The 19,262-nt window shown below is 73.2% G+C and carries 19 protein-coding genes; 2 read left to right on the top strand and 17 right to left on the bottom strand.

Annotation, left to right across the window (positions count from 1 at the left end):
• Positions 1–15: 15 nt before the first annotated feature.
• The 15 genes from AC3RJ8_RS05710 to ilvD (AC3RJ8_RS05640) all read right to left on the bottom strand — a co-directional run bounded on the left by AC3RJ8_RS05710 (position 16) and on the right by ilvD (AC3RJ8_RS05640) (position 16,304).
• Positions 16–1,059, bottom strand: a complete 1,044-nt coding sequence (locus tag AC3RJ8_RS05710; protein ID WP_489714955.1) for a 3-isopropylmalate dehydrogenase — start codon at positions 1,057–1,059, stop codon at positions 16–18.
• Between the two features lie 58 nt (positions 1,060–1,117).
• On the bottom strand, positions 1,118–1,465 hold the full coding sequence (locus tag AC3RJ8_RS05705) for a VOC family protein (protein WP_489715588.1): 348 nt from the start codon (positions 1,463–1,465) through the stop codon (positions 1,118–1,120).
• An 81-nt stretch (positions 1,466–1,546) separates the two neighbouring features.
• Positions 1,547–2,110 (bottom strand): ASCH domain-containing protein, encoded by a 564-nt coding sequence (locus AC3RJ8_RS05700; protein WP_489714954.1) that lies wholly within the window; start codon positions 2,108–2,110, stop codon positions 1,547–1,549.
• A gap of 127 nt (positions 2,111–2,237) precedes the next feature.
• On the bottom strand, positions 2,238–3,266 hold the full coding sequence (gene ilvC, locus AC3RJ8_RS05695) for a ketol-acid reductoisomerase (protein ID WP_343036521.1): 1,029 nt from the start codon (positions 3,264–3,266) through the stop codon (positions 2,238–2,240).
• An 87-nt stretch (positions 3,267–3,353) separates the two neighbouring features.
• A complete protein-coding gene (ilvN, locus tag AC3RJ8_RS05690) occupies positions 3,354–3,875 on the bottom strand; it encodes an acetolactate synthase small subunit (RefSeq protein ID WP_489714953.1) in 522 nt (173 codons plus the stop codon).
• Between the two features lie 14 nt (positions 3,876–3,889).
• Positions 3,890–5,713 carry an acetolactate synthase large subunit gene (locus tag AC3RJ8_RS05685; protein ID WP_489714952.1) on the bottom strand — a complete coding sequence of 608 codons (1,824 nt, stop codon included), beginning with the start codon at positions 5,711–5,713 and terminating at the stop codon, positions 3,890–3,892.
• Positions 5,714–5,972: 259 nt separating this feature from the next.
• The gene (locus AC3RJ8_RS05680) at positions 5,973–6,560 is read right to left on the bottom strand and encodes a pyridoxamine 5'-phosphate oxidase family protein (RefSeq protein ID WP_489714951.1); all 588 of its coding nucleotides are present in this window, start codon (positions 6,558–6,560) and stop codon (positions 5,973–5,975) included.
• A gap of 4 nt (positions 6,561–6,564) precedes the next feature.
• Positions 6,565–8,244, bottom strand: a complete 1,680-nt coding sequence (locus AC3RJ8_RS05675; RefSeq protein ID WP_489714950.1) for a class I adenylate-forming enzyme family protein — start codon at positions 8,242–8,244, stop codon at positions 6,565–6,567.
• Positions 8,241–9,425, bottom strand: coding sequence for a cytochrome P450 (locus AC3RJ8_RS05670; protein WP_489714949.1), 1,185 nt, complete (start codon positions 9,423–9,425; stop codon positions 8,241–8,243). Before AC3RJ8_RS05670 ends, AC3RJ8_RS05675 begins: the two co-directional genes overlap by 4 nt.
• The gene (locus tag AC3RJ8_RS05665) at positions 9,422–10,162 is read right to left on the bottom strand and encodes a glycosyltransferase (protein ID WP_489714948.1); all 741 of its coding nucleotides are present in this window, start codon (positions 10,160–10,162) and stop codon (positions 9,422–9,424) included. Before AC3RJ8_RS05665 ends, AC3RJ8_RS05670 begins: the two co-directional genes overlap by 4 nt.
• Positions 10,163–10,215: 53 nt before the next feature.
• Entirely contained in the window at positions 10,216–11,310 is a 1,095-nt protein-coding gene (locus tag AC3RJ8_RS05660; protein ID WP_489714947.1) for a 3-oxoacyl-ACP synthase III family protein, read from the bottom strand.
• Between the two features lie 49 nt (positions 11,311–11,359).
• Positions 11,360–12,034 (bottom strand): 4a-hydroxytetrahydrobiopterin dehydratase, encoded by a 675-nt coding sequence (locus AC3RJ8_RS05655; RefSeq protein ID WP_489714946.1) that lies wholly within the window; start codon positions 12,032–12,034, stop codon positions 11,360–11,362.
• Between the two features lie 93 nt (positions 12,035–12,127).
• Entirely contained in the window at positions 12,128–13,849 is a 1,722-nt protein-coding gene (ilvD, locus tag AC3RJ8_RS05650) for a dihydroxy-acid dehydratase (RefSeq protein ID WP_489714945.1), read from the bottom strand.
• Between the two features lie 89 nt (positions 13,850–13,938).
• Complete coding sequence (locus tag AC3RJ8_RS05645) at positions 13,939–14,439, bottom strand: GNAT family N-acetyltransferase (protein ID WP_489714944.1); 501 nt, start codon at positions 14,437–14,439, stop codon at positions 13,939–13,941.
• A 2-nt stretch (positions 14,440–14,441) separates the two neighbouring features.
• The gene (gene ilvD / locus AC3RJ8_RS05640) at positions 14,442–16,304 is read right to left on the bottom strand and encodes a dihydroxy-acid dehydratase (RefSeq protein ID WP_489714943.1); all 1,863 of its coding nucleotides are present in this window, start codon (positions 16,302–16,304) and stop codon (positions 14,442–14,444) included.
• A 201-nt stretch (positions 16,305–16,505) separates the two neighbouring features.
• Between ilvD (AC3RJ8_RS05640) and AC3RJ8_RS05635 the strand changes: the two genes are divergently transcribed.
• Entirely contained in the window at positions 16,506–17,099 is a 594-nt protein-coding gene (locus AC3RJ8_RS05635; RefSeq protein WP_489714942.1) for a DoxX family protein, read from the top strand.
• Between the two features lie 41 nt (positions 17,100–17,140).
• Here the strand turns inward: AC3RJ8_RS05635 and AC3RJ8_RS05630 are convergent, their stop codons facing one another.
• Positions 17,141–17,443 carry a hypothetical protein gene (locus AC3RJ8_RS05630; protein WP_489714941.1) on the bottom strand — a complete coding sequence of 101 codons (303 nt, stop codon included), beginning with the start codon at positions 17,441–17,443 and terminating at the stop codon, positions 17,141–17,143.
• Positions 17,424–17,594 (bottom strand): POT-type proton-dependent oligopeptide transporter, encoded by a 171-nt coding sequence (locus AC3RJ8_RS05625; protein ID WP_489714940.1) that lies wholly within the window; start codon positions 17,592–17,594, stop codon positions 17,424–17,426. The genes AC3RJ8_RS05630 and AC3RJ8_RS05625 overlap by 20 nt, the downstream gene beginning before the upstream one ends.
• Positions 17,595–17,864: 270 nt before the next feature.
• On the opposite strand from AC3RJ8_RS05625, the gene AC3RJ8_RS05620 reads away from it, so the two are divergent.
• Entirely contained in the window at positions 17,865–19,241 is a 1,377-nt protein-coding gene (locus tag AC3RJ8_RS05620; protein ID WP_489714939.1) for a cryptochrome/photolyase family protein, read from the top strand.
• Positions 19,242–19,262: the final 21 nt, after the last annotated feature.

Genomic DNA, 19,262 nt, shown 5'->3' with positions numbered 1-19,262 from the left:
GCACCGCGACCAGGCTCAGCCCGCTACTCGTGCGGCCAGGTCCCGGCCGACCTCCGCCGTCGTGCGCACCGTGTCACCACGGGTCGCCAGGTCCGCGGCCACGGCCGCCTCGACCCGCGCGGCCTCGTCGCTCAGGCCGAGGTGGTCGAGCATCAGCGAGACCGACAGCACGGTGGCGGTCGGGTCCGCCTTGCCCTGGCCGGCGATGTCCGGTGCCGAGCCGTGCACCGGCTCGAACATCGACGGCGCGGTGCGGTCCGGGTTGATGTTCGCCGAGGCGGCCAGGCCGATCCCGCCAGTGATGGCGGCCGCCTGGTCGGTGAGGATGTCACCGAACAGGTTGTCGGTGACGATGACGTCGAACCGCGACGGGTTCGTGGTCAGGAAGATCGTGGCGGCGTCGACGTGCAGGTAGTCGGTCGTGACGTCGGGGAACTCGGCGTTGACCGCCTCGACCGTCCGGCGCCACAGGTGACCGGCGTGCACCAGCACGTTGTGCTTGTGCACGAGGGTGAGGTGCTTGCGGGGACGCGCCTGGGCACGAGCGAACGCGTCACGCACGACGCGCTCCACGCCGAACGCCGTGTTGACCGACACCTCGGTGGCGATCTCGTGCGGCGTCCCCGTGCGGACGGAGCCACCGTTGCCGACGTATGGACCCTCGGTGCCCTCGCGGACGACGACGAAGTCGACGTCGCCGGGTGCGGCCAACGGGCTGGTCACGCCCTCGTACAGCTTGCCGGGGCGCAGGTTCACGTAGTGGTCGAGTGCGAAGCGCAGCTTGAGCAGCAGACCCCGCTCCAGGACGCCGGAGGGCACCGACGGGTCGCCGATCGCGCCGAGCAGGATCGCGTCGTGCTCGCGGATGCGCTGCAGGTCGGTGTCCGTGAGCGTCTCACCGGTGGCGTGCCACCGACGCGCACCGAGGTCGAGCTCGGTGGTGGAGATCTTGAGGTCGGATCCGGCGACGGCGGCGTCCAGGACCGCGAGGGCCTGCTCGACGACCTCGGTCCCGATGCCGTCTCCTGCCACCACTGCCAGGTCGATGTTGCGCGTCATGGGCCGAGCCTACGCCGTAGTCGGTCATGATGCGGACGCCCGTCTCGCGATACGGACGCTAGGTCTCCCGGGCGGACAGCACGCAGAACTCGTTGCCGTCCGGGTCCGCCAGGACCGTCCACGACACGTCGTCGGGCTGACCGACGTCGATCACGGTGGCACCCCGCCGGACCAGCCGCTCGATCTCGGCGTCACGGTCGTCGCTCGTGTGCGGCGCGAAGTCCCAGTGCAACCGGTTCTTGCCGGACTTCTCCTGCTCGACCCGGACGAAGACCATCCCGGGCGGCACCCGGTGGAAGTCGAGCTGCTCCACGAGCTCGGCCGCCCACGGCGGCACCAGGACGCACTCCTCGTCGGACTCGTGGTTGAACTGCCAACCGAGCGCCTCGGCCCACCAACCGGCCAGGCGACGCGAGGGTCGGTCGTCTCCACGACCGTCGAGTACCAGCGCAGCGACATCGTGCGTCTCCCTATTCCGAGTGTCTCCCTAATCCGAGTACAGGACCTTGAACCGTTCGCACACGACCGGCATCGACGGGTCGAACTCGCGCCCTCTCGCCGCGAGGGTGCGGCGCCAGTACCGTTCATGCCCCTCGCGCCAGTCCTCCAGCGTGCGGTCGCCCTCGCCCTCGAGACGGGCGTGCTCGACGGTCACCTCGTCGAACCGGACCGTCTCGACGCGGGTCGTCCGCAGCAGCAGCCGGGGCTCGCCCGCGCCGTCCAGCACGATCGAGAGGTCCCCCTCGCGCGGCACCGGCTCGCCCGCCGCCTCGAACTCCCACAGGGACTCCGCGGTCGCGGTCTTGGTCCCCGCCAGGACGAGCTCGAGCAGCTCGTCGGCGAGCTCGGGGTTGTCCCCGAACGCCCAGGCCGGCGGCGGCACCACGTTCTCCGACCGCTCGCCGACGGCACCGCCGTGGCTGGTCCGCCCTGCGCTCGGGCGGGCGGTGTCCCAGAACCGCGTGATGCGGTCGGCCTGGTCGGTGTCCGCCAGGTGAGGTGCGCTGCCTGAGGTCCCGGCGCCCTGCGCCTCGTTCGTCGGTTCGGTCATGCGAGCCATCCTGCCAGGGCGGCACCGCGGCGTCCCGCGCTGCGCCGCGCGCGCCCCGGATGCACGCGCGGCCGCCACCCCGGGGTCGGGGTGACGGCCGCACGCGTCGCTCGCGACAGGGGTGGCGTCAGCGAGCGGCGCTGCCCTCCTGGTAGTCGGAGTCAGCGGGCTTGATCCACGCGAACATCTTGCGGAGCTCGCGACCGGTCGTCTCGATGGGGTGCGCCTCCCCCTTGGCGCGCAGCTCCTTGAACTCCTGGCCGCCGTTGTCCTGGTCCGCGATGAAGCGCTCGGCGAAGGCACCCGACTGGATGTCGGCGAGCACGGCCTTCATGTTCTCCTTCACCTCGGGCGAGATGACCCGCGGCCCGGAGACGTAGTCGCCGTACTCGGCGGTGTCGGAGACGGACCAGCGCTGCTTGGCGATCCCGCCCTCGACCATGAGGTCGACAATGAGCTTGAGCTCGTGCAGCACCTCGAAGTAGGCGACCTCGGGCTGGTAGCCCGCCTCGGTGAGGGTCTCGAAGCCGTACTGGACGAGCTGCGAGGCGCCGCCGCACAGCACGGCCTGCTCACCGAACAGGTCCGTCTCGGTCTCCTCGGTGAAGGTGGTCTTGATACCACCGGCACGCAGGCCGCCGATGCCGGCCGCGTAGGACAGCGCGAGGTCCCAGGCCGAGCCGGAGGCGTCCTGCTCGACGGCGACGATCACCGGGACGCCGCGGCCGTCGACGTACTCGCGGCGCACGAGGTGGCCCGGGCCCTTGGGGGCGACCATGAGGACGTCGTGGCCGGCCTCGGGCTTGATGTAGCCGAAGCGGATGTTGAAACCGTGCCCGAACACGAGAGCGGTGCCCTCGGTGAGGTTCGGGGCGATCTCGTCGCGGTACAGGTCACGCTGGACCTGGTCCGGGGCCAGGATGACGACGACGTCGGCCTCCTTGACCGCGTCGGCGACGGGGAGGACCTTCAGGCCCTCGTTCTCGGCCTTCTGCTGCGACGCCGAGCCGGCACGCAGGCCGACACGGACGTCGACGCCGGAGTCGCGCAGGTTGAGCGCGTGGGCGTGGCCCTGGCTGCCGTAGCCGATGACCGCGACCTTGCGCTGCTGGATGATGGACAGGTCGGCGGCGTCCTCGTAGAACATCTCAGCCACGGTGGTGCTCCTCAATCTCGGGGTGGTTCGCGTCGGGGGGTGTCGGGTTGATGGTGCCAGGCCTCGGGCGGGAAATGACGCGGCGTCTCAGGCGCTGCGCACCCGTTCCAGGGCCCGGTCGGTGATGGACCGCGACCCGCGCCCGACGGCGAGGGTCCCGGACTTGACGATCTCGCGGACCCCGAAGGGTTCGAGCGCGGTCAGCAGCGCGTCGAGCTTGGCGCTCGTCCCGGTCGCCTCGATGACGACCGTGTCCGGCACCACGTCGACGACGTGGGCGCGGAACAGCTCGACGACCTCCAGGACGCCGGACCGCGTGGCGGCGTCGGCCTTGACCTTGACGAGCAGGAGCTCGCGCTGGACGGACACCTCGGCGTCGAGCTCCACGATCTTGATCACGTGCACGAGCTTGTTCAGCTGCTTGGTGACCTGCTCGAGCGGGTGCTCGTCGACGTCCACGACCACGGTGATCCGGGAGATCTCGTCGTGCTCGGTGGGACCGACGGCCAGGGAGTGGATGTTGAAGGCACGGCGGGCGAAGAGGCCGGCGACGCGTGTCAGGACGCCGGGCTTGTTCTCCACCAGCACGGACAGCGTGTGTCGCGACATGGTTCAGTCCTCACTCAGTCTTCGCGTTCCCAGGCGGGCGAGATGCCGCGCGCGTACTGGATGTCGTCGTTGCTCACGCCGGCCGCGACCATGGGCCACACCATCGCGTCGCGCGAGACGTTGAAGTCGACGACGACGGGGCGGTCGTCGATCTCGTTCGCCCGCTTGATGGCGTCGTCCACCTCGGACTCGTGCTCCACGCGGATCCCGACGCAGCCGTAGGCCTCGGCCAGCTTGACGAAGTCGGGGATCCGCACGGTCCCGTGGCCGGTGTGCAGGTCGGTGTTGGAGTACCGCTCGTTGTAGAAGAGCGTCTGCCACTGGCGGACCATGCCGAGCGAGCTGTTGTTGATCAGCGCCACCTTGATGGGGATGTCGTTGATCGCGCAGGTGGCGAGCTCCTGGTTGGTCATCTGGAAGCAGCCGTCGCCGTCGATCGCCCAGACGTCACGGTCGGGCTCACCGACCTTGGCGCCCATGGCCGCCGGCACCGAGTAGCCCATGGTGCCCAGGCCACCGGAGTTGATCCACGTGTTCGGGCGCTCGTACCGGATGAACTGCGCCGCCCACATCTGGTGCTGGCCCACGCCGGCGACGTAGATCGCGTCGGGCCCGGCGATCTCACCCAGCCGCGAGATCACGTGCTGCGGGGCGAGATGGCCGTCCGCCGTCGGGGAGAAGCCCAGCGGGTAGGTCTCGCGCCAGGTGTCGATCTGGTGCCACCAGGCCTCGACGTCGGGCTTGCCCGTCCGCTCCTGCTCCGCCTGCAGGGCGGGCACCAGGTCCTCGATCACCTCGCGCAGGTCTCCGACGATGGGGACGTCGACAGCGCGGTTCTTGCCGATCTCGGCGGGGTCGATGTCCGCGTGGATGACGGCGGCGTGCGGCGCGAAGCTGGACAGCTTGCCGGTCACACGGTCGTCGAACCGGGCGCCGAGCGCCACGACGAGGTCCGCCTTCTGCAGGGCCGCGACGGCCGGCACCGTGCCGTGCATGCCGGGCATGCCCAGGTGCTGCGGGTGCGAGTCCGGCACGGAGCCGCGGGCCATGAGCGTCGTGACGACCGCGGCACCCGAGGTGTCGACCAGGCGCCGCAGCGCCGCCGAGGCACCGGACCGGATGACGCCGCCACCGACGTACAGCACCGGGCGACGCGCCGTGGCGAGCAGCTTGGCGGCCTCGCGGACCTGCTTGGCGTGCGGCTTCGTCACCGGGTGGTAGCCGGGCAGCGCGAGCTCCTGCGGCCACGAGAACGTCGTGCGCTCCTGCATGGCGGACTTGGCGATGTCGACGAGCACGGGACCGGGGCGCCCGGTCGAGGCGATGTGGAACGCCTCGGCGATGGTGCGCGGGATCTCGTCGGGGTCCGTGACGAGGTAGGAGTGCTTGGTCACCGGCATCGTGATGCCGACGATGTCCGCCTCCTGGAAGGCGTCGGTCCCGATGGCCGGGGCGGCCACCTGACCGGTGATCGCGACCATCGGGATGGAGTCCATGTTGGCGTCGGCGAGCGGCGTGACCAGGTTGGTCGCGCCGGGGCCGGACGTCGCCATGGTCACGCCGACCTTGCCGGTGGCGTGCGCGTAGCCCGAGGCCGCGTGGCCGCCGCCCTGCTCGTGACGCACGAGGATGTGGCGCAGCTTCGCCGAGTCCATCAGCGGGTCGTAGGTCGGCAGGATCGCACCGCCGGGGATGCCGAAGACGTTCTCGACCCCGACGGCCTCGAGCGACCGGACGATCGACTGGGCGCCGGTGACCTGCTCGCCTACCACGCGGTCGACACCGCGGGGCGCGGTACGTGCAGCCACCTGGGCTGGTGTCGGGTTCGGCTGGCCCATGGGGTCTCTCCTGCCGCTCGATCTGGGTGGATCCGGGGTATCTGTGCAATGAAAAACCCCCCGGTCCCGGGACGAGGGACTGACGAGGGGTGAGCGCGCTGACGAAAGCCTGTGCGGGGCCTCAGCCGGCGCGCTCAGGAAGTACTACGAGAAGAATCGTCTGCACGTGACGCACGTTACGCCGTCGGACGATGGATGTCACGCCGTGGTCGAAGCGTCCCGCATGATGGACACGAGGGTGTCCGGGGCGTGACGGCGGTCACGGCTGCGACCCCACGGGCTCCTCGACCGGCGCGGGATCGTCGTCGAACGCCGGCAGCCCGTCGATGCTGGTCAGGTTCTTGGCCCGTCGGTAGGCGACCTGACCGTCGGCACCCTTGCGGTCCATGAACGCGGGCAGGAGGTCGCGCTCGCCGACGTGGTCGTAGAGCGGCACGCCGTACCCGCACGAGTCGGAGACCCGCTCCACGTCGACGACGATGACGGCCCGGGCACCGCGCCGCTCGGTGAAGTGCTCCACCAGGGTCGCGTACTCGTCGTCGTACAGGCTCACCACCCGGCCCCGGCCGTGCAGGCGCACGATGTTCGGCGGCCCCTCGAAGGCGCAGAACATCAGGGTGATCCGTCCGTTCTCCCGCAGGTGGGCGATCGTCTCCGCCCCGGACGCCGTGATGTCCAGGTAGGCGACCGTGCGGTCGTCCAGCACCACGAACGTCCCGCCGACCCCCTTCGGGCTCACGCTCACGCGCCCGTCCGTCGCCAGCGGCGCCGTCCCGACGAAGAACACGTGCTGAGCCTCGAGGAACGCCCGCAGCCGGTCGTCGATGCACTCATGGACTTTTCCCATGGCCCTACCCTGCCAGACGACCGGTGCCCGGCCCTGGCCCTGCCTCCGGGCACCACCGGGCCGCGGCGCGGGCGAGCGCCGTCCGGTCGGGCTTGCGGCTGCGCCCGGCCACCGGGACGTGCGACGCGTGCAGCACGACGTCGGGCAGCGCGTCGTGGTCGAGCACGTCCGGCAGCGCGGCCCGCACCTGCGCGACGAGCGGGTGGTCCGCATCGAGGGTCACCTCCCCCGGGAGGCCCGCCGGCGACGGTGCCGAGGTCACGACCAGCGCGACCACCTCGTCACCGTCCGTGCGGGGCACGCCGACGAGGACGGCCTCACCGACGCCGTCGAGCGCCGCGATCCGTGGCTCGAAGAGCCCGGGATAGATGTTCGTCGTCCCGCGGATGATCATGTCCCGCGTCCGGCCGACGAGCACGATGCGGCCGTCGGGCTCGAGGCGCGCGAGGTCACCGGTGCGGTGCTCGCGGGCACGTGCAGGAGCGACCGCGCCGTCGAGGTCGTGCAGGTAGCCCGTCATGAGCGAGGGGCCGCCGAGCACGAGCTCACCGACGCCGTCGTCCGCGTCCTGGGCACGGCCCAGCCATGCCTCCACCCGGGGCAACGGACGGCCCACCAGGTCCCCGTCGCCGCCGAACGCGAGCTTGTCGTCCGCCTCGACGACGGCGACCGGCAGGATCTCCGTCATCCCGTAGACGCCGACCCAGCGGGTGCCGGGCAGGACCCGGGTGGCGCGCTCGAGCAGCGCCCGGGTCACCGGCGCTCCCCCGACCAGCGCCACCCGCGGTCCCCGGGCCGGCAGCCGCCCGTCCTCGACGGCGTCCAGCAGCGCGGTCACGTCCGCCGGAACGAGGTAGGTCCCCGCGGCGTCGGCCAGGCACCGCCCGAACGCCACGACGTCCCGGCCGGGCGGGTCGGCGGGGACCGACCACGTCGCGCCGGCGAGCAGCGCGGGCATGCCCAGCAGCATCTGGTCGGTGTGCACCACGTCGCCGGGGGCGAGGTCGAACACCTCGCGCAGCAGGTCGCACCCGGCCAGCAGCGAGCCCGCGCTGTGCACCACCGCGCGGGGCTGCGCCGTCGTGCCGGAGGTGAAGACGACGAGCGCCTCGCGGTCCGGGTCGAGCTCCGGCAGGGAGCCGCCGTCCGGGACCGCTCGCGCCAGGGCCGCCGCCGACCGCGAACCGCGCGGCACCCCCGGCAGCCAGGCACCGGCGTGCACGTGCCGGACGGGCAGCGTGGCGTAGTCCGGCAGCAGGACGCCCCGGGCCCGCGCGACCCGGCGCAACGGGCCCCGCGAGACGGCGTAGAGCAGGGACTCGGTCATCGCGAGCGCCGGCCGGGCGGCGGCCACGCGGGCGGCGAACAGCTCCGGCGTCGACCCCGGGTCGACGAACACGACCGTCGCGCCGGCACGGACGGCCCCCAGCGCCAGCACGACGCCCTGGGGGCGTGGGCGCACCGAGAACAGCGCCCGGTCGCCCGGGGCGAGCCCGTCGGCGGCGAGCGCGGCAGCGGTCCCGGTGATCCGGCGGGCCAGGTCGCCGTACGTGACCTCCGCGCACACCCGCGGGCCGCGCCGTCCGCCGCGGGTCCACCGGCGCAGCGCGACGTCGTCAGCCCCGGGGTGCCCGGCGGCCCCGCGGGCGAGGACCGGGTCGAGCAGGTGGGCACCGGTGGTCATGCGGCCTCCACGGTCAACGAGCGGTAGGCGGGGATGAGGACGCCGCGCGCCACCGACCGGTCCACGACCCGGAGGTCACGCCCCGCCACGGCGACCGGCCGCAGCGCGTCGAGCACCGCGTCGACCTGCGCCAGGGCGAGCGGCATCCCGAGGCAGAAGTGCGGTCCGTCACCGAACCAGAGGTGCCGGACGGCGGCGTCGGCCGGCGTACCCGGGTCGAACGGGCCGGCGTCGCGGCAGCACGAGATCGTCGCGACGACGACGCGGTCACCTGCCCGGACCCGCACCGTGCCCACGGTCGCGTCCACGCGGACCGACCGGAGCATCGCCGGGGTGGGCGCCGTGACCCGCAGCGCCTCCTCGACCACCCGACCGCGCACGGCGGCGCCTTCCGGTGTCGCCGGGTCCGCAGCCAGCAGCCGGTCGAGCCAGCCCGTGTCCGCGGCGAGCGCCACCAGGCGCGGGACGAAGGACTGGACCGTCTCGGTCCCCGTGAGCACGAAGGCGCCCACCGCGCCCAACGCCTCCTCCTCCGACAGGCCCAGCTCACGCATCCGCCCCGGGACGGTGGCCGGGTCGCCGTCCCGGTAGGCGTCGCGCGCGGGCTCCGACAGCCGGGCGAGCACCGCCCGCGCATGGCGCACCTGGGAGGGGGTCAGGCTGTGCCGGTGCAGACGCACCAGGCCGACGACGGACTGGGCGGCGGTCATCGCTTCGCGCACGGCGGCGTCGGTCGGCGGCAGCCCCGTCATCGCGCAGATCACCGTCCCGGCGATGGTCGCCGTCTCCTCGACCAGGTCGACCCGGTCCCCCGCCAGCAGGCGCTCGGGCAGCGCCGCCAGGGCGGCCGGCACGCTCACCGCGACGAGCTCCCGCACGGCGCGCGGGGTGAACAGGCCGGCCAGCGTGCGGCGCAGGCGGCCGTGGTCGGTCCCCTCCATGTTGAGCAGCACGGAGGGGCCGAGCACCGGTGTCCACAGGTCCGACGGCGCTCCCGGACCGACCTTGGAGAACCGGTCGGTGTCGAGCAGCACCTCCCGGGCGGTCGCGGCGTCCGAGACGACGACGCCGATGCCGGGGACCCGCACCACCGGCCCGAGCCGCCGCAGCCCCCGGATCGCCGGGTAGGCCAGCGGGTGAGCCCCTCGCTGGACGCGTTCCTCCCACCGCAGGGCCGTCATCGGATGTCCACGACCTCGGGGCGGTACCGGTGGTCGGCGTACCAGCCGAGGGTGCGGACCAGGCCCCAGGCGTGGGCACGCCGCGCGGAGGCGCGCACCACGACCTCGCGGTGCGCGCCGTACCGGGTCGTGAGGCGGCGGACGGCGTTGACGAGGGCACGGTCCTCATGGAGGTCCTCGATGGCCGTGCGCGGAAAGCCCCCGGCCGCCTCGTACAGGGCCGCCGTGATCGCCATGTTGCACCCCGCCGCCATCACGTACGGACCCCGGTAGCCCGGGTCCTGGTTGCCGGGCCGGAAGCGGCCGAACGTGCTCGCGACGACCACCGCCGCCGCCAGCACGGCCTGCTGGACGCGCGAGACCGGACGGTCGTCGGTGCGGGCCACCAGGCGGCCGGCGACGAGGTCGTGCCCGGCGGCGAACGCGTCCCGGACGCGACGCGTCCAGTCGGGTGCGGGCAGGCAGTCGGCGTCGGTGCGCGCGAGGTGCGTCGCCCCGCCCGCGATCGCCGCCCGCATCCCCGTGTCGGCGGCGGCGCCGGTGCCCTTCTGCGCCTCGTCGACCACGCGCCACCGTGTCATGCCCCATGCCTCCGCCGTGGCCCGCACGAGCTCGCCGGTCCCGTCCGACGAGCCGTTGTCCACGACGACCAGGTCGAAGTCAGGGTCCTGCTGGTCGCGCAGCGCGGCGAGGGTGGCGCTGATGCCGTGCACCTCGTCACGAGCCGGGACGACCACGGCCAGACGGTACGGGGAACGCGGTCCGTCCGCCGGGGCGGACCGGGTCCCGCTCACAGCCGGACCACCGTCGCGCCGATGCTGATGCCGCCGGCGAGCCCGACGAGCACCACCAGGTCGCCCGGTCCGACCCGGCCGGTGTCGAGGGCGGTCCGGAGCTGCAGCGGGAGCGACGCCGAGGCCACGTTCCCGTGGTCGGCGACCGTGACGACGGTGCGCCCCGGTGGCAGGTCGAGCGCGACCCGAACGTCGTCGAGGTAGGCGACCGCCACCTGGTGGACGGCGACCAGGGCGACGTCGTCCCAGGTGACACCGGCCCGCTCCAGCGCCTGGTGGACGACGTCGGGCCCGAGGGCGAGGAACGCCTCGCGCAGCCGCGACCCGTCGATCTCGAAGTACGTCCGCTCGGGGTCGCGGGGGTGCGCGGTGCCGCCGCCGGGGAGCATCCCCACGTCCCAGCGCGTCGAGTCCGCACCGAAGGCGCTGGCGAGGATCCCGCGCGGCGCCAGCAGGCCCTGCGCGTCCCGGGCGCCGGACTCCTCGGGCGTGGCACGCCGCACGAGGACCGCCGCCCCGGCGTCGGACATGGTGTACCCGGGCGCGGAGAGCAGGTAGGTGGCCCGGTCCGGCACGTCACGACGAACCCCGCGCGTGGGCGCCTCGCCGCAGGCGACCAGGACCGTGCGGTACCCGCCGCCACCGACGAGCGCCTCGGCGACCTCGATCGCGTTGAGCACCGAGTTGCACGCGTTCTTGACGTCCATTACCGGCGCCCGCACGCCCAGCTTCGCCGCGACGATGTGGCTCGTCGCGGGTTCGATCATGTCCTGCGTCGCCGAGGCGAACAGCAGCAGGTCGACGTCGTCGGTGGCGAGGCCCTCGGCGGCGAGCAGCTTTCCGGCGGCGGCGACCGCGAGGTCCGACGCGTCCCACGAGTCGGGCAGGACGTGCACCCGGCGCACCCCCGTCAGTCGCGACACCAGGGGGACGCGGGGCACGGCGCCGGGGTTGCGCGCGGCGAGCTCGAGCTCGCTGGCGCGCACGTCGACGGTGCGTTCCGGCAGGTGGACGCCGACGCCGGCGATCACCGCCGTCGTGGACGTCGGGCGAGGTGCGGTCCGGTCGGACGGCTGGGCGGTGACGGGCACCCGCGACAGCGTAGCGACGCCGGCCGCCGCGCGTCCGACCGTCCACAGGTCAGTCGGACGGCGGCCAGGTGCACACGCAGGCCTCGTTGCCCTCGGCGTCCGCCAGCACCCACCAGGCGGGAGCGAACTCGTCGGTGACGAGGCGTCCGCCCGCGGCCACGGCGTCGGCGACCCGCTGCTCGGCGACGTCGGGGCCGACGTAGACGTCGAGATGGATCCGGTTGCGCTGCTCGCGGGGTGCGTCCATCTGCTGGAACCACACCGTGGGCAGCGCACCGGACGGGTCGACGAGGGCCGGTGCGGCGTCGTCGGCGTCGTCGCCGCTCGTCTCCTGGTAGCCGAGCACGGCCCGCCAGAACGGCTGCACGGCCCGGCCGTCGAGCACGTCGATGCCGACGGTGATCCCGGTCGGCGCCGCAGGGTCCGCCGGGACGTCGAGCTCGCGGGCCACCCGTGAGACCTGCACCGCGAGCGCCACGTCCCGCTCGCTCAGCCCGCCGACGTCGTGCGACGTCAGCCGCACCGTGACGGTCCCGTAGCGCAGGTCGACGTCAGGGTGATGGTTCGCGGCCTCGGCCAGCTCCCCGATCGCCTCGACGAGCTGCACCCCCGTGGTGAAGCTGCCCGTGCGGAAGACCGCGGACGCCCGCTCGTCGGCCGTCACCCGCCAGTCGTCGGTGCCGTCGGCCACCTGGAAGTCGGCAGCGCTGATTCGATCGCTCATGGGTCACACCTCCACGTGCCACGCTAGGGCCGGCGTCCGACACCCGCCGCCGCGCACGCCCGGGTCGGCCGGTCGCTGCGTGGGGCCGCCACCTCAGCCGAGCACCGCGCCACGCGACGCCGACTGCACCAGCTTCGTGTACTTGGCCAGCACGCCCCGGGTGTAGCCGTGCGGCACGGGCTGCCAGCCCGCGGCCCGACGGGCCGCGAGCTCCTCGTCGCCGACGAGGACGTCGAGGGTCTTGGCCGCGACGTCGAGACGGATCCGGTCGCCGTCGCGCACGAACGCGACCGGGCCGCCGTCGACGGCCTCCGGGGCGATGTGCCCGACGCACAGCCCGGTGGTCCCGCCCGAGAACCGGCCGTCGGTGATGAGCAGGACGTCCTTGCCGAGCCCGGCACCCTTGATCGCGCCGGTGATGGCGAGCATCTCGCGCATGCCCGGACCGCCCTTCGGGCCCTCGTAGCGGATGACGACGACGTCGCCCGCGGTGATCGTGCCGTCCTCGAGCGCGTCGAGCGCGCCACGCTCGCGCTCGAACACCCGCGCCGTGCCCTCGAAGACGTCGGAGTCGAAGCCCGCGCTCTTGACGACCGCGCCGTCCGGCGCGAGCGAGCCGTGCAGGATGGTGATCCCGCCGGTCGGGTGGATCGGCTCCGCGAGCGCCCGCAGGATCTTGCCGTCCGGGTCGGGCGGGTCGATCTCGGCCAGGTTCTCGCGCACGGTGCGGCCCGTGACCGTCAGGCAGTCGCCGTGCAGCAGCCCGGCGTCGAGCAGCGCCTTCATGATGACCGGCACGCCGCCGATGCGGTCGACGTCGTTCATCACGTAGCGCCCGAACGGCTTGAGGTCGCCCAGGTGGGGCACCCGGCTCGCGACCCGGTCGAAGTCCTCGAGCGTGAGGTCGACCTCGGCCTCGTGGGCGATGGCCAGCAGGTGCAGCACGGCGTTGGTCGAGCCGCCGAACGCCATGACGACGGCGATCGCGTTCTCGAACGCCTCCTTCGTCATGATGTCGCGGGCGGTGATCCCGCGGCGCAGCATCTCCACGACCGCCTCGCCGGAGGCGTGGGCGAACGTGTCGCGACGCCGGTCGGCCGACGGCGGGGCGGCGGACCCCGGCAGGGACATGCCCATGGCCTCGGCGGCGGAAGCCATCGTGTTGGCGGTGTACATCCCGCCGCACGCACCCTCGCCGGGGCAGATCGCCCGCTCGATGCGGTCCACGTCCTCGCGGCTCATGAGCCCGCGCGAGCACGCGCCGACCGCCTCGAAGGCGTCGATGATCGTGACGTCCTTCTCCGTGCCGTCCGAGAGCTTCACCCAGCCCGGCATGATGGAGCCCGCGTAGAGGAAGACGCTGGCCAGGTCGAGGCGAGCGGCGGCCATGAGCATCCCGGGCAGCGACTTGTCGCAGCCGGCGAGCAGCACCGATCCGTCGAGGCGCTCGGCCTGCATCACCGTCTCGACGGAGTCGGCGATGACGTCGCGGCTCACGAGCGAGAAGTGCATCCCCTCGTGCCCCATCGAGATGCCGTCCGAGACGGAGATGGTGCCGAACTCCAGCGGGAAGCCCCCGCCCGCGTGCACGCCGTTCTTCACCGCACCCGCCAGGCGGTCCAGCGACAGGTTGCACGGCGTGATCTCGTTCCACGAGCTCGCCACGCCGATCTGCGGCTTGGCGAAGTCGTCGTCGCCGAGCCCGACGGCGCGGAGCATGCCGCGCGCGGCGGTGGCCTCCAACCCGTCGGTGACCTGGCGGGAGCGAGGCTTGATGTCGGGCGTGGTCCGGGCGGCAGCAGCGTCGGCACTCATGCGCCCAGGCTAGGCCCGACGACGGCCCACGGCCGCGCGGACCTGCCGACGCGCGTCGTTCCTGGGCCCCGGCCGACCGACCCGGCGCGTCAGGACACGACCGGCCGCGTCCAGATCCGGGCCACGGACCGGACGCTCCCGGACTCGAAGGGTCTCGTCTCGCCCGTCAGGCGGTAGCCCATCGCACGCCAGAACGGTTCGGCGACCTCGCGGTTCGTGTCGACGACGGCGAGCCGGAGCATCGTGACCTCCGGCCATGTCGCCACCCGCTCCTCCACCGCACGGTGCAGCGCGCGGCCGACCCCTCGCCGGTGCCGCGTCGCCGCCGTCTGGAGCAGCCCGACGTGCGCGTGCTCGACGGTCGGCCAGCCACGGATCACGTCGGCGAGCGCTACCAGGTCGTCGCCGTCGGACAGACCGAGGACGTGCTTCGCCGTCGCCGGGACCTCCGGCGGACCCTCGGTGAGCACGGCCAGCGCGTCGGACGCCTCGGCCGATCGGCCGGTGACGCGCCGGCAGTACCCGCCGTCGTCGGCCAAGAGCCGCTGGACGGCGTCAGCGTCGTCCGCCCGGAGGTCGACGAACCGCACGGTCAGCGGCGGGTGACCAGGGAGACGTCCCGCACGGCGCCGCGGTCGGCCGACGTCGCCATCGCGGCGTAGGCCTGCAGGGCGGGCGAGACGTAGCGGTCCCGGTCGACCGGCTGCCACGGGTTCTCCGAGGCCTCCATCTTGGCGCGCCGCTCGGCGAGCACCTCGTCGGGGACGTTGAGCCTGATGGCCCGCGAGTCGACGTCGATCTCGATCTCGTCGCCGTCCTCGACCAGACCGATGAGCCCGCCGGCCGCCGCCTCCGGGGAGACGTGGCCGATCGAGATGCCGCTCGACCCGCCCGAGAACCGGCCGTCCGTGATGAGGGCGCAGACCTTGCCGAGCCCCCGGCCCTTGATGAACGAGGTGGGGTACAGCATCTCCTGCATCCCCGGACCGCCCGCAGGACCCTCGTAGCGCACGACGACGACGTGGCCGGGCTCGACCTGCTTGGTGAGGATCTTCTCCACGGCGTCCTCCTGCGACTCGCACACGAGGGCCTTGCCGACGAAGTGGAAGACGTCCGGGTCCACGCCCGCCGTCTTGAACACGGCGCCGTCCTCGGCGAGGTTGCCGCGCAGCACCGCGAGGCCGCCCTCCACGGTGTAGGCGTGCTCGAGGTCGCGGATGCAGCCTTCGGCCGCGTCGGTGTCCAAGGACTCCCAGCGGTTCTGCGTGGAGAACGCCTGGGTGGTGCGCACCCCGCCCGGCGCCGCGTGGAAGAGCTCCAGAGCCGTGGGCGTGGTCTTGCCGGACCGGATGTCCCAGTCGTCCAGCCAGGCCTCCAGGGTCGGGGTGTGCACGCTGGTCACGTCGGTCTCGAGGAGGTCGGCGCGACGCAGCTCGCCCAGGAGCGCGGGGATGCCGCCGGCCCGGTGGACGTCCTCCATGTGGTAGTCCGGGTGGTTGGGGGCCACCTTGCTCAGGCATGGCACGCGTCGGCTGATGTCCTCGATGTCGGCGAGCGTGAAGTCGATCTCGCCCTCCTGCGCGGCGGCCAGCACGTGCAGGACGGTGTTGGTCGAGCCGCCCATGGCGACGTCGAGCGCCATCGCGTTGTGGAACGCCGCCTTGGTCGCGATGCCTCGCGGCGCCGCGGAGTCGTCCTCGTCGTCGTAGTACCGCTTCGCCAGGTCGACGATGGTCCGTCCGGCCTCGAGGAACAGCTCCTTGCGCGCGGCGTGCGTGGCCAGCGTGGACCCGTTGCCGGGCAGCGACAGCCCGAGCGCCTCGGTGAGGCAGTTCATGGAGTTGGCGGTGAACATGCCCGAGCAGGAGCCGCACGTGGGGCACGCCGCCTCCTCGACCTTCGCCAGCGCCTCGTCCGAGACGTTGTCGTCCGCCGAGTAGTTGATCGCGTTGATGAGGTTGAGGCTGGTCTTGGCGACGCCGTCGGCCACGATCGCCTTGCCGGCCTCCATCGGGCCGCCCGAGACGAAGATGACCGGGATGTTGAGCCGCAGCGCCGCGTTGAGCATGCCCGGGGTGATCTTGTCGCAGTTGGAGATGCACACGAGGGCGTCCGCGCAGTGCGCGTTGACCATGTACTCGACCGAGTCCGCGATGAGGTCCCGGCTCGGCAGCGAGTAGAGCATGCCGCCGTGGCCCATCGCGATGCCGTCGTCCACGGCGATCGTGTTGAACTCCTTGGCGACCCCGCCGGCCTCCTGGATCGCGCCGGCCACCAGGTCGCCCATGTCCTTGAGGTGGACGTGCCCCGGGACGAACTGCGTATACGAGTTCGCGATCGCGACGATCGGCTTCCCGAAGTCCTCGGACCCCATGCCGGTCGCGCGCCACAGGGCGCGGGCGCCGGACATGTTGCGGCCGTGGGTGGACGTGCGAGAACGCAGGGGGCGGCTCATGTCACTCCTTCAAGACGGGGCGCGCATGCCGCGAGCGGCACGCTCGCGCAGCGTACGCCGTCGCTCGGCGGAGCGGCACACCTGTCCCGCGACGTGGGCATACGGGATGCCCCTCATCGGTCCACCAGGTGGACAGATCCGTACGCATAAACGCTTCACCTTGCGCCGGACGCTGGCCACCGCGTCCTCGAGGTGCCGAGGATGCAGGTGCCCACCCCCGAGACGAACGAGGACGAGACGATGACGGCCACGACCTCCGCACCGACCAGCACCAGCCCCGCCGACGCCGGGACGTCAGCCTCCGGGGCTGCGGCCCGCCGTGCGCTCGCCTCCTGTAGCCTCCTGCTCTCCGTGGTGTTCCTGTGGCCGGTGGCCGACAAGGCGTTCGGCCTGGGCCACGCCACCCCGCCCGAGGCGGCCTGGTTGACCACCGGGACGTCGCCGACGGCGGGCTACCTGGAGCACGTCACCGGACCGCTGTCCGGGACGTTCGCGACGCTGTCCGGTCCCGCGACGGACATCCTGTTCATGCTCGGCATGCTCGGCACCGGGCTCGCCCTGCTCCTGGGCATCGGGATGCGGGCCGCAGCGGTCGCCGGTGGCCTGCTCATGCTCTCCCTGTGGCTGTCGACGTGGCCGTTCGCCGCCGGGTCGCACAACCCGCTCGTCGACGAGCACGTCGTGTACACCGCCCTGCTGGTGACGCTGGCCCTGACCCGTGCCGGCGACACGTGGGGTCTCGGCCGCACCTGGGCCGCCTCGTCGGTGCCCGGGACGAGCAGCTGGCTGCGCTGAGCGCTCCGCCCGGGTCGGCCGGGTCACCGGGGTCACCGGGGTCACGCCCCGGCGGTCCGGACTCCCTCCGCCTCGTCCGCGGCCCGGACGTGCCGCACCACCCACGGCGAGACCGCCCAGACCAGCCCCGCCACCGCGAGCGCCACCACGCCGATCCCACCGAAGTAGGCGGTGTCCGAGACCCCCGCCGTCACCTGGACGAGCTGGGCCGTCACGGCCTGGCCGGAGGCGTTCGCCAGGAACCACAGGGCCATCGCCTGCCCACGGAACGCCCGCGGCGCCAGCAGCGTCGTGGCCGCCAGCCCGGGCGGGGACAGGCAGAGCTCACCGAGGGTCTGGATCACGTAGACGACCACCAGCACCCATGCGGGCGCCCGGCCCTCGCCGACGACGGCAGAGCGGCGCGAAGAGCGAGCCGAGGTTGATCCCCATGTAGAACAGCGAGAACCCCGACTCACGTCGCGGGTCGTCGCGTTCGTACAGCTCGCCCACCATCGCGGACACGTTGGGCTTGAGGAGTCCCGTGCCGAGCGGCGCGCATCCCGTGGTAGCTGAACCGTTCCCACGCCTCGGTGGTGAAGAGCGTCATCAGACCACGGGGGTGGCCGAAGAAGGTGCGATCCTCCCCGGGAGCGGGACCGCCCGCCGGCGGCCGCGACGACGCGCTCATGGGCAAACTCTGGCACCGGTGCGCCGGACCTGCGACCGGGCGCCCGGCCCGGCAGACGGCGAGCCGCGGCCCGGGTGCCGGACTACGGTGGACCGGTGCCCTCGACCGTCTTCTGGTTCCGCCGCGACCTGCGCCTCGCCGACAACCCCGCCCTGCTGGCCGCCGTCGAGACGGCCCGCCAGGACGGCAGCGACGTCGTCGGGCTCTACGTCCTCGACGACGCCCTGTGGTCACGGGCCGGCCGCAACCGGCTCGCCTACCTGCTCGAGGCTCTACGCGCGCTCGACGAGGCCTGCGACGGCGCGCTCGTGGTCCGGCACGGCGACCCGCGCACCGTCGTTCCCGGGGTCGCCCGCGAGGCCGGCGCCCGCGAGGTCCACGTCGCCGCCAGCCACGAGCCGTACGGGCGGCGACGTGACGACGCGGTCGCCGAGGCGCTCGCGGACGACAGCAGACGGCTCGTCGTGACCGGATCGGCCTACGCCGTCTCCCCCGGTCGCCTCCGCACCGGCGGCGGCACGCCGTACCGGGTCTTCACCCCGTTCCGGCGGGCCTGGCTGGAGCACGGGTGGCGGGCGCCCGCGGCGCGCCCACGGTCGATCCCGTGGGCGTCGCTGCCCGCCGACGACCTGCCCGCCGCGCCGGCCACCGAGGCGCGGCTGCCCCGGGCCGGCGAGGCGGCCGCGCGGCGCCGGTGGCACGCCTTCCTCGCCGACGGGCTCGCCGGCTACGACGACCGGCGCGACCGGCCCGACCTGGCCGGCACCTCGGCGATGTCGGTCCACCTGCGCTGGGGCGAGGTCCACCCGCGCACCCTGCTCGCCGACCTCGCCACCGCGGCGTCCGACGGAGCACCCGCCGCCGACGTCGCCTCGTTCCGTTCCGAGCTGGCGTGGCGGGAGTTCCACGCGGACGTCCTGCACCACCAGCCGGCGTCCCGCACCCGCTCGCTCCGCGCCGTCGTGCCGGAGGAGTCGTGGGCGCGGGGCGCGCAGGAGGACGAGCGCCTCGCCGCGTGGACGGCCGGTCGCACCGGCTACCCGATCGTCGACGCCGGCATGCGCCAGCTCCTGGCCACGGGATGGATGCACAACCGGGTGCGCATGGTCGTCGCGTCGTTCCTCGTCAAGGACCTGCACGTGCGCTGGCAGCGAGGTGCCGCGCACTTCATGGAGCACCTGGTCGACGGCGACGTGTCGCAGAACCAGCTCAACTGGCAGTGGGTGGCCGGCACCGGGTACGACGCGGCCCCGTACTTCCGGATCTTCAACCCCGTCACCCAGGGCAAGAAGTTCGACCCGGGCGGCGAGTACGTCCGCCGGTGGGTCCCCGAGCTCCGCGACGTCCCGGTCGCCCGCGTGCAGGAGCCCTGGCGGCTCGACCAGCCCCCGGCCGACTACCCCGCGCCGATCGTGGACCACGCCGTCGAGCGGCGCGTCGCCCTCGACGACTTCCAGCGGGCACCACGCTGAACGTGGCGCCGTGATCCGCTC

Source organism: Isoptericola sp. MSGPD8_1_ISO-PGPR-S23-394, from assembly GCF_058072785.1.
Note: the sequence above shows the minus strand (reverse complement) of the source record. Positions and strands in the feature narration are given on the sequence as shown.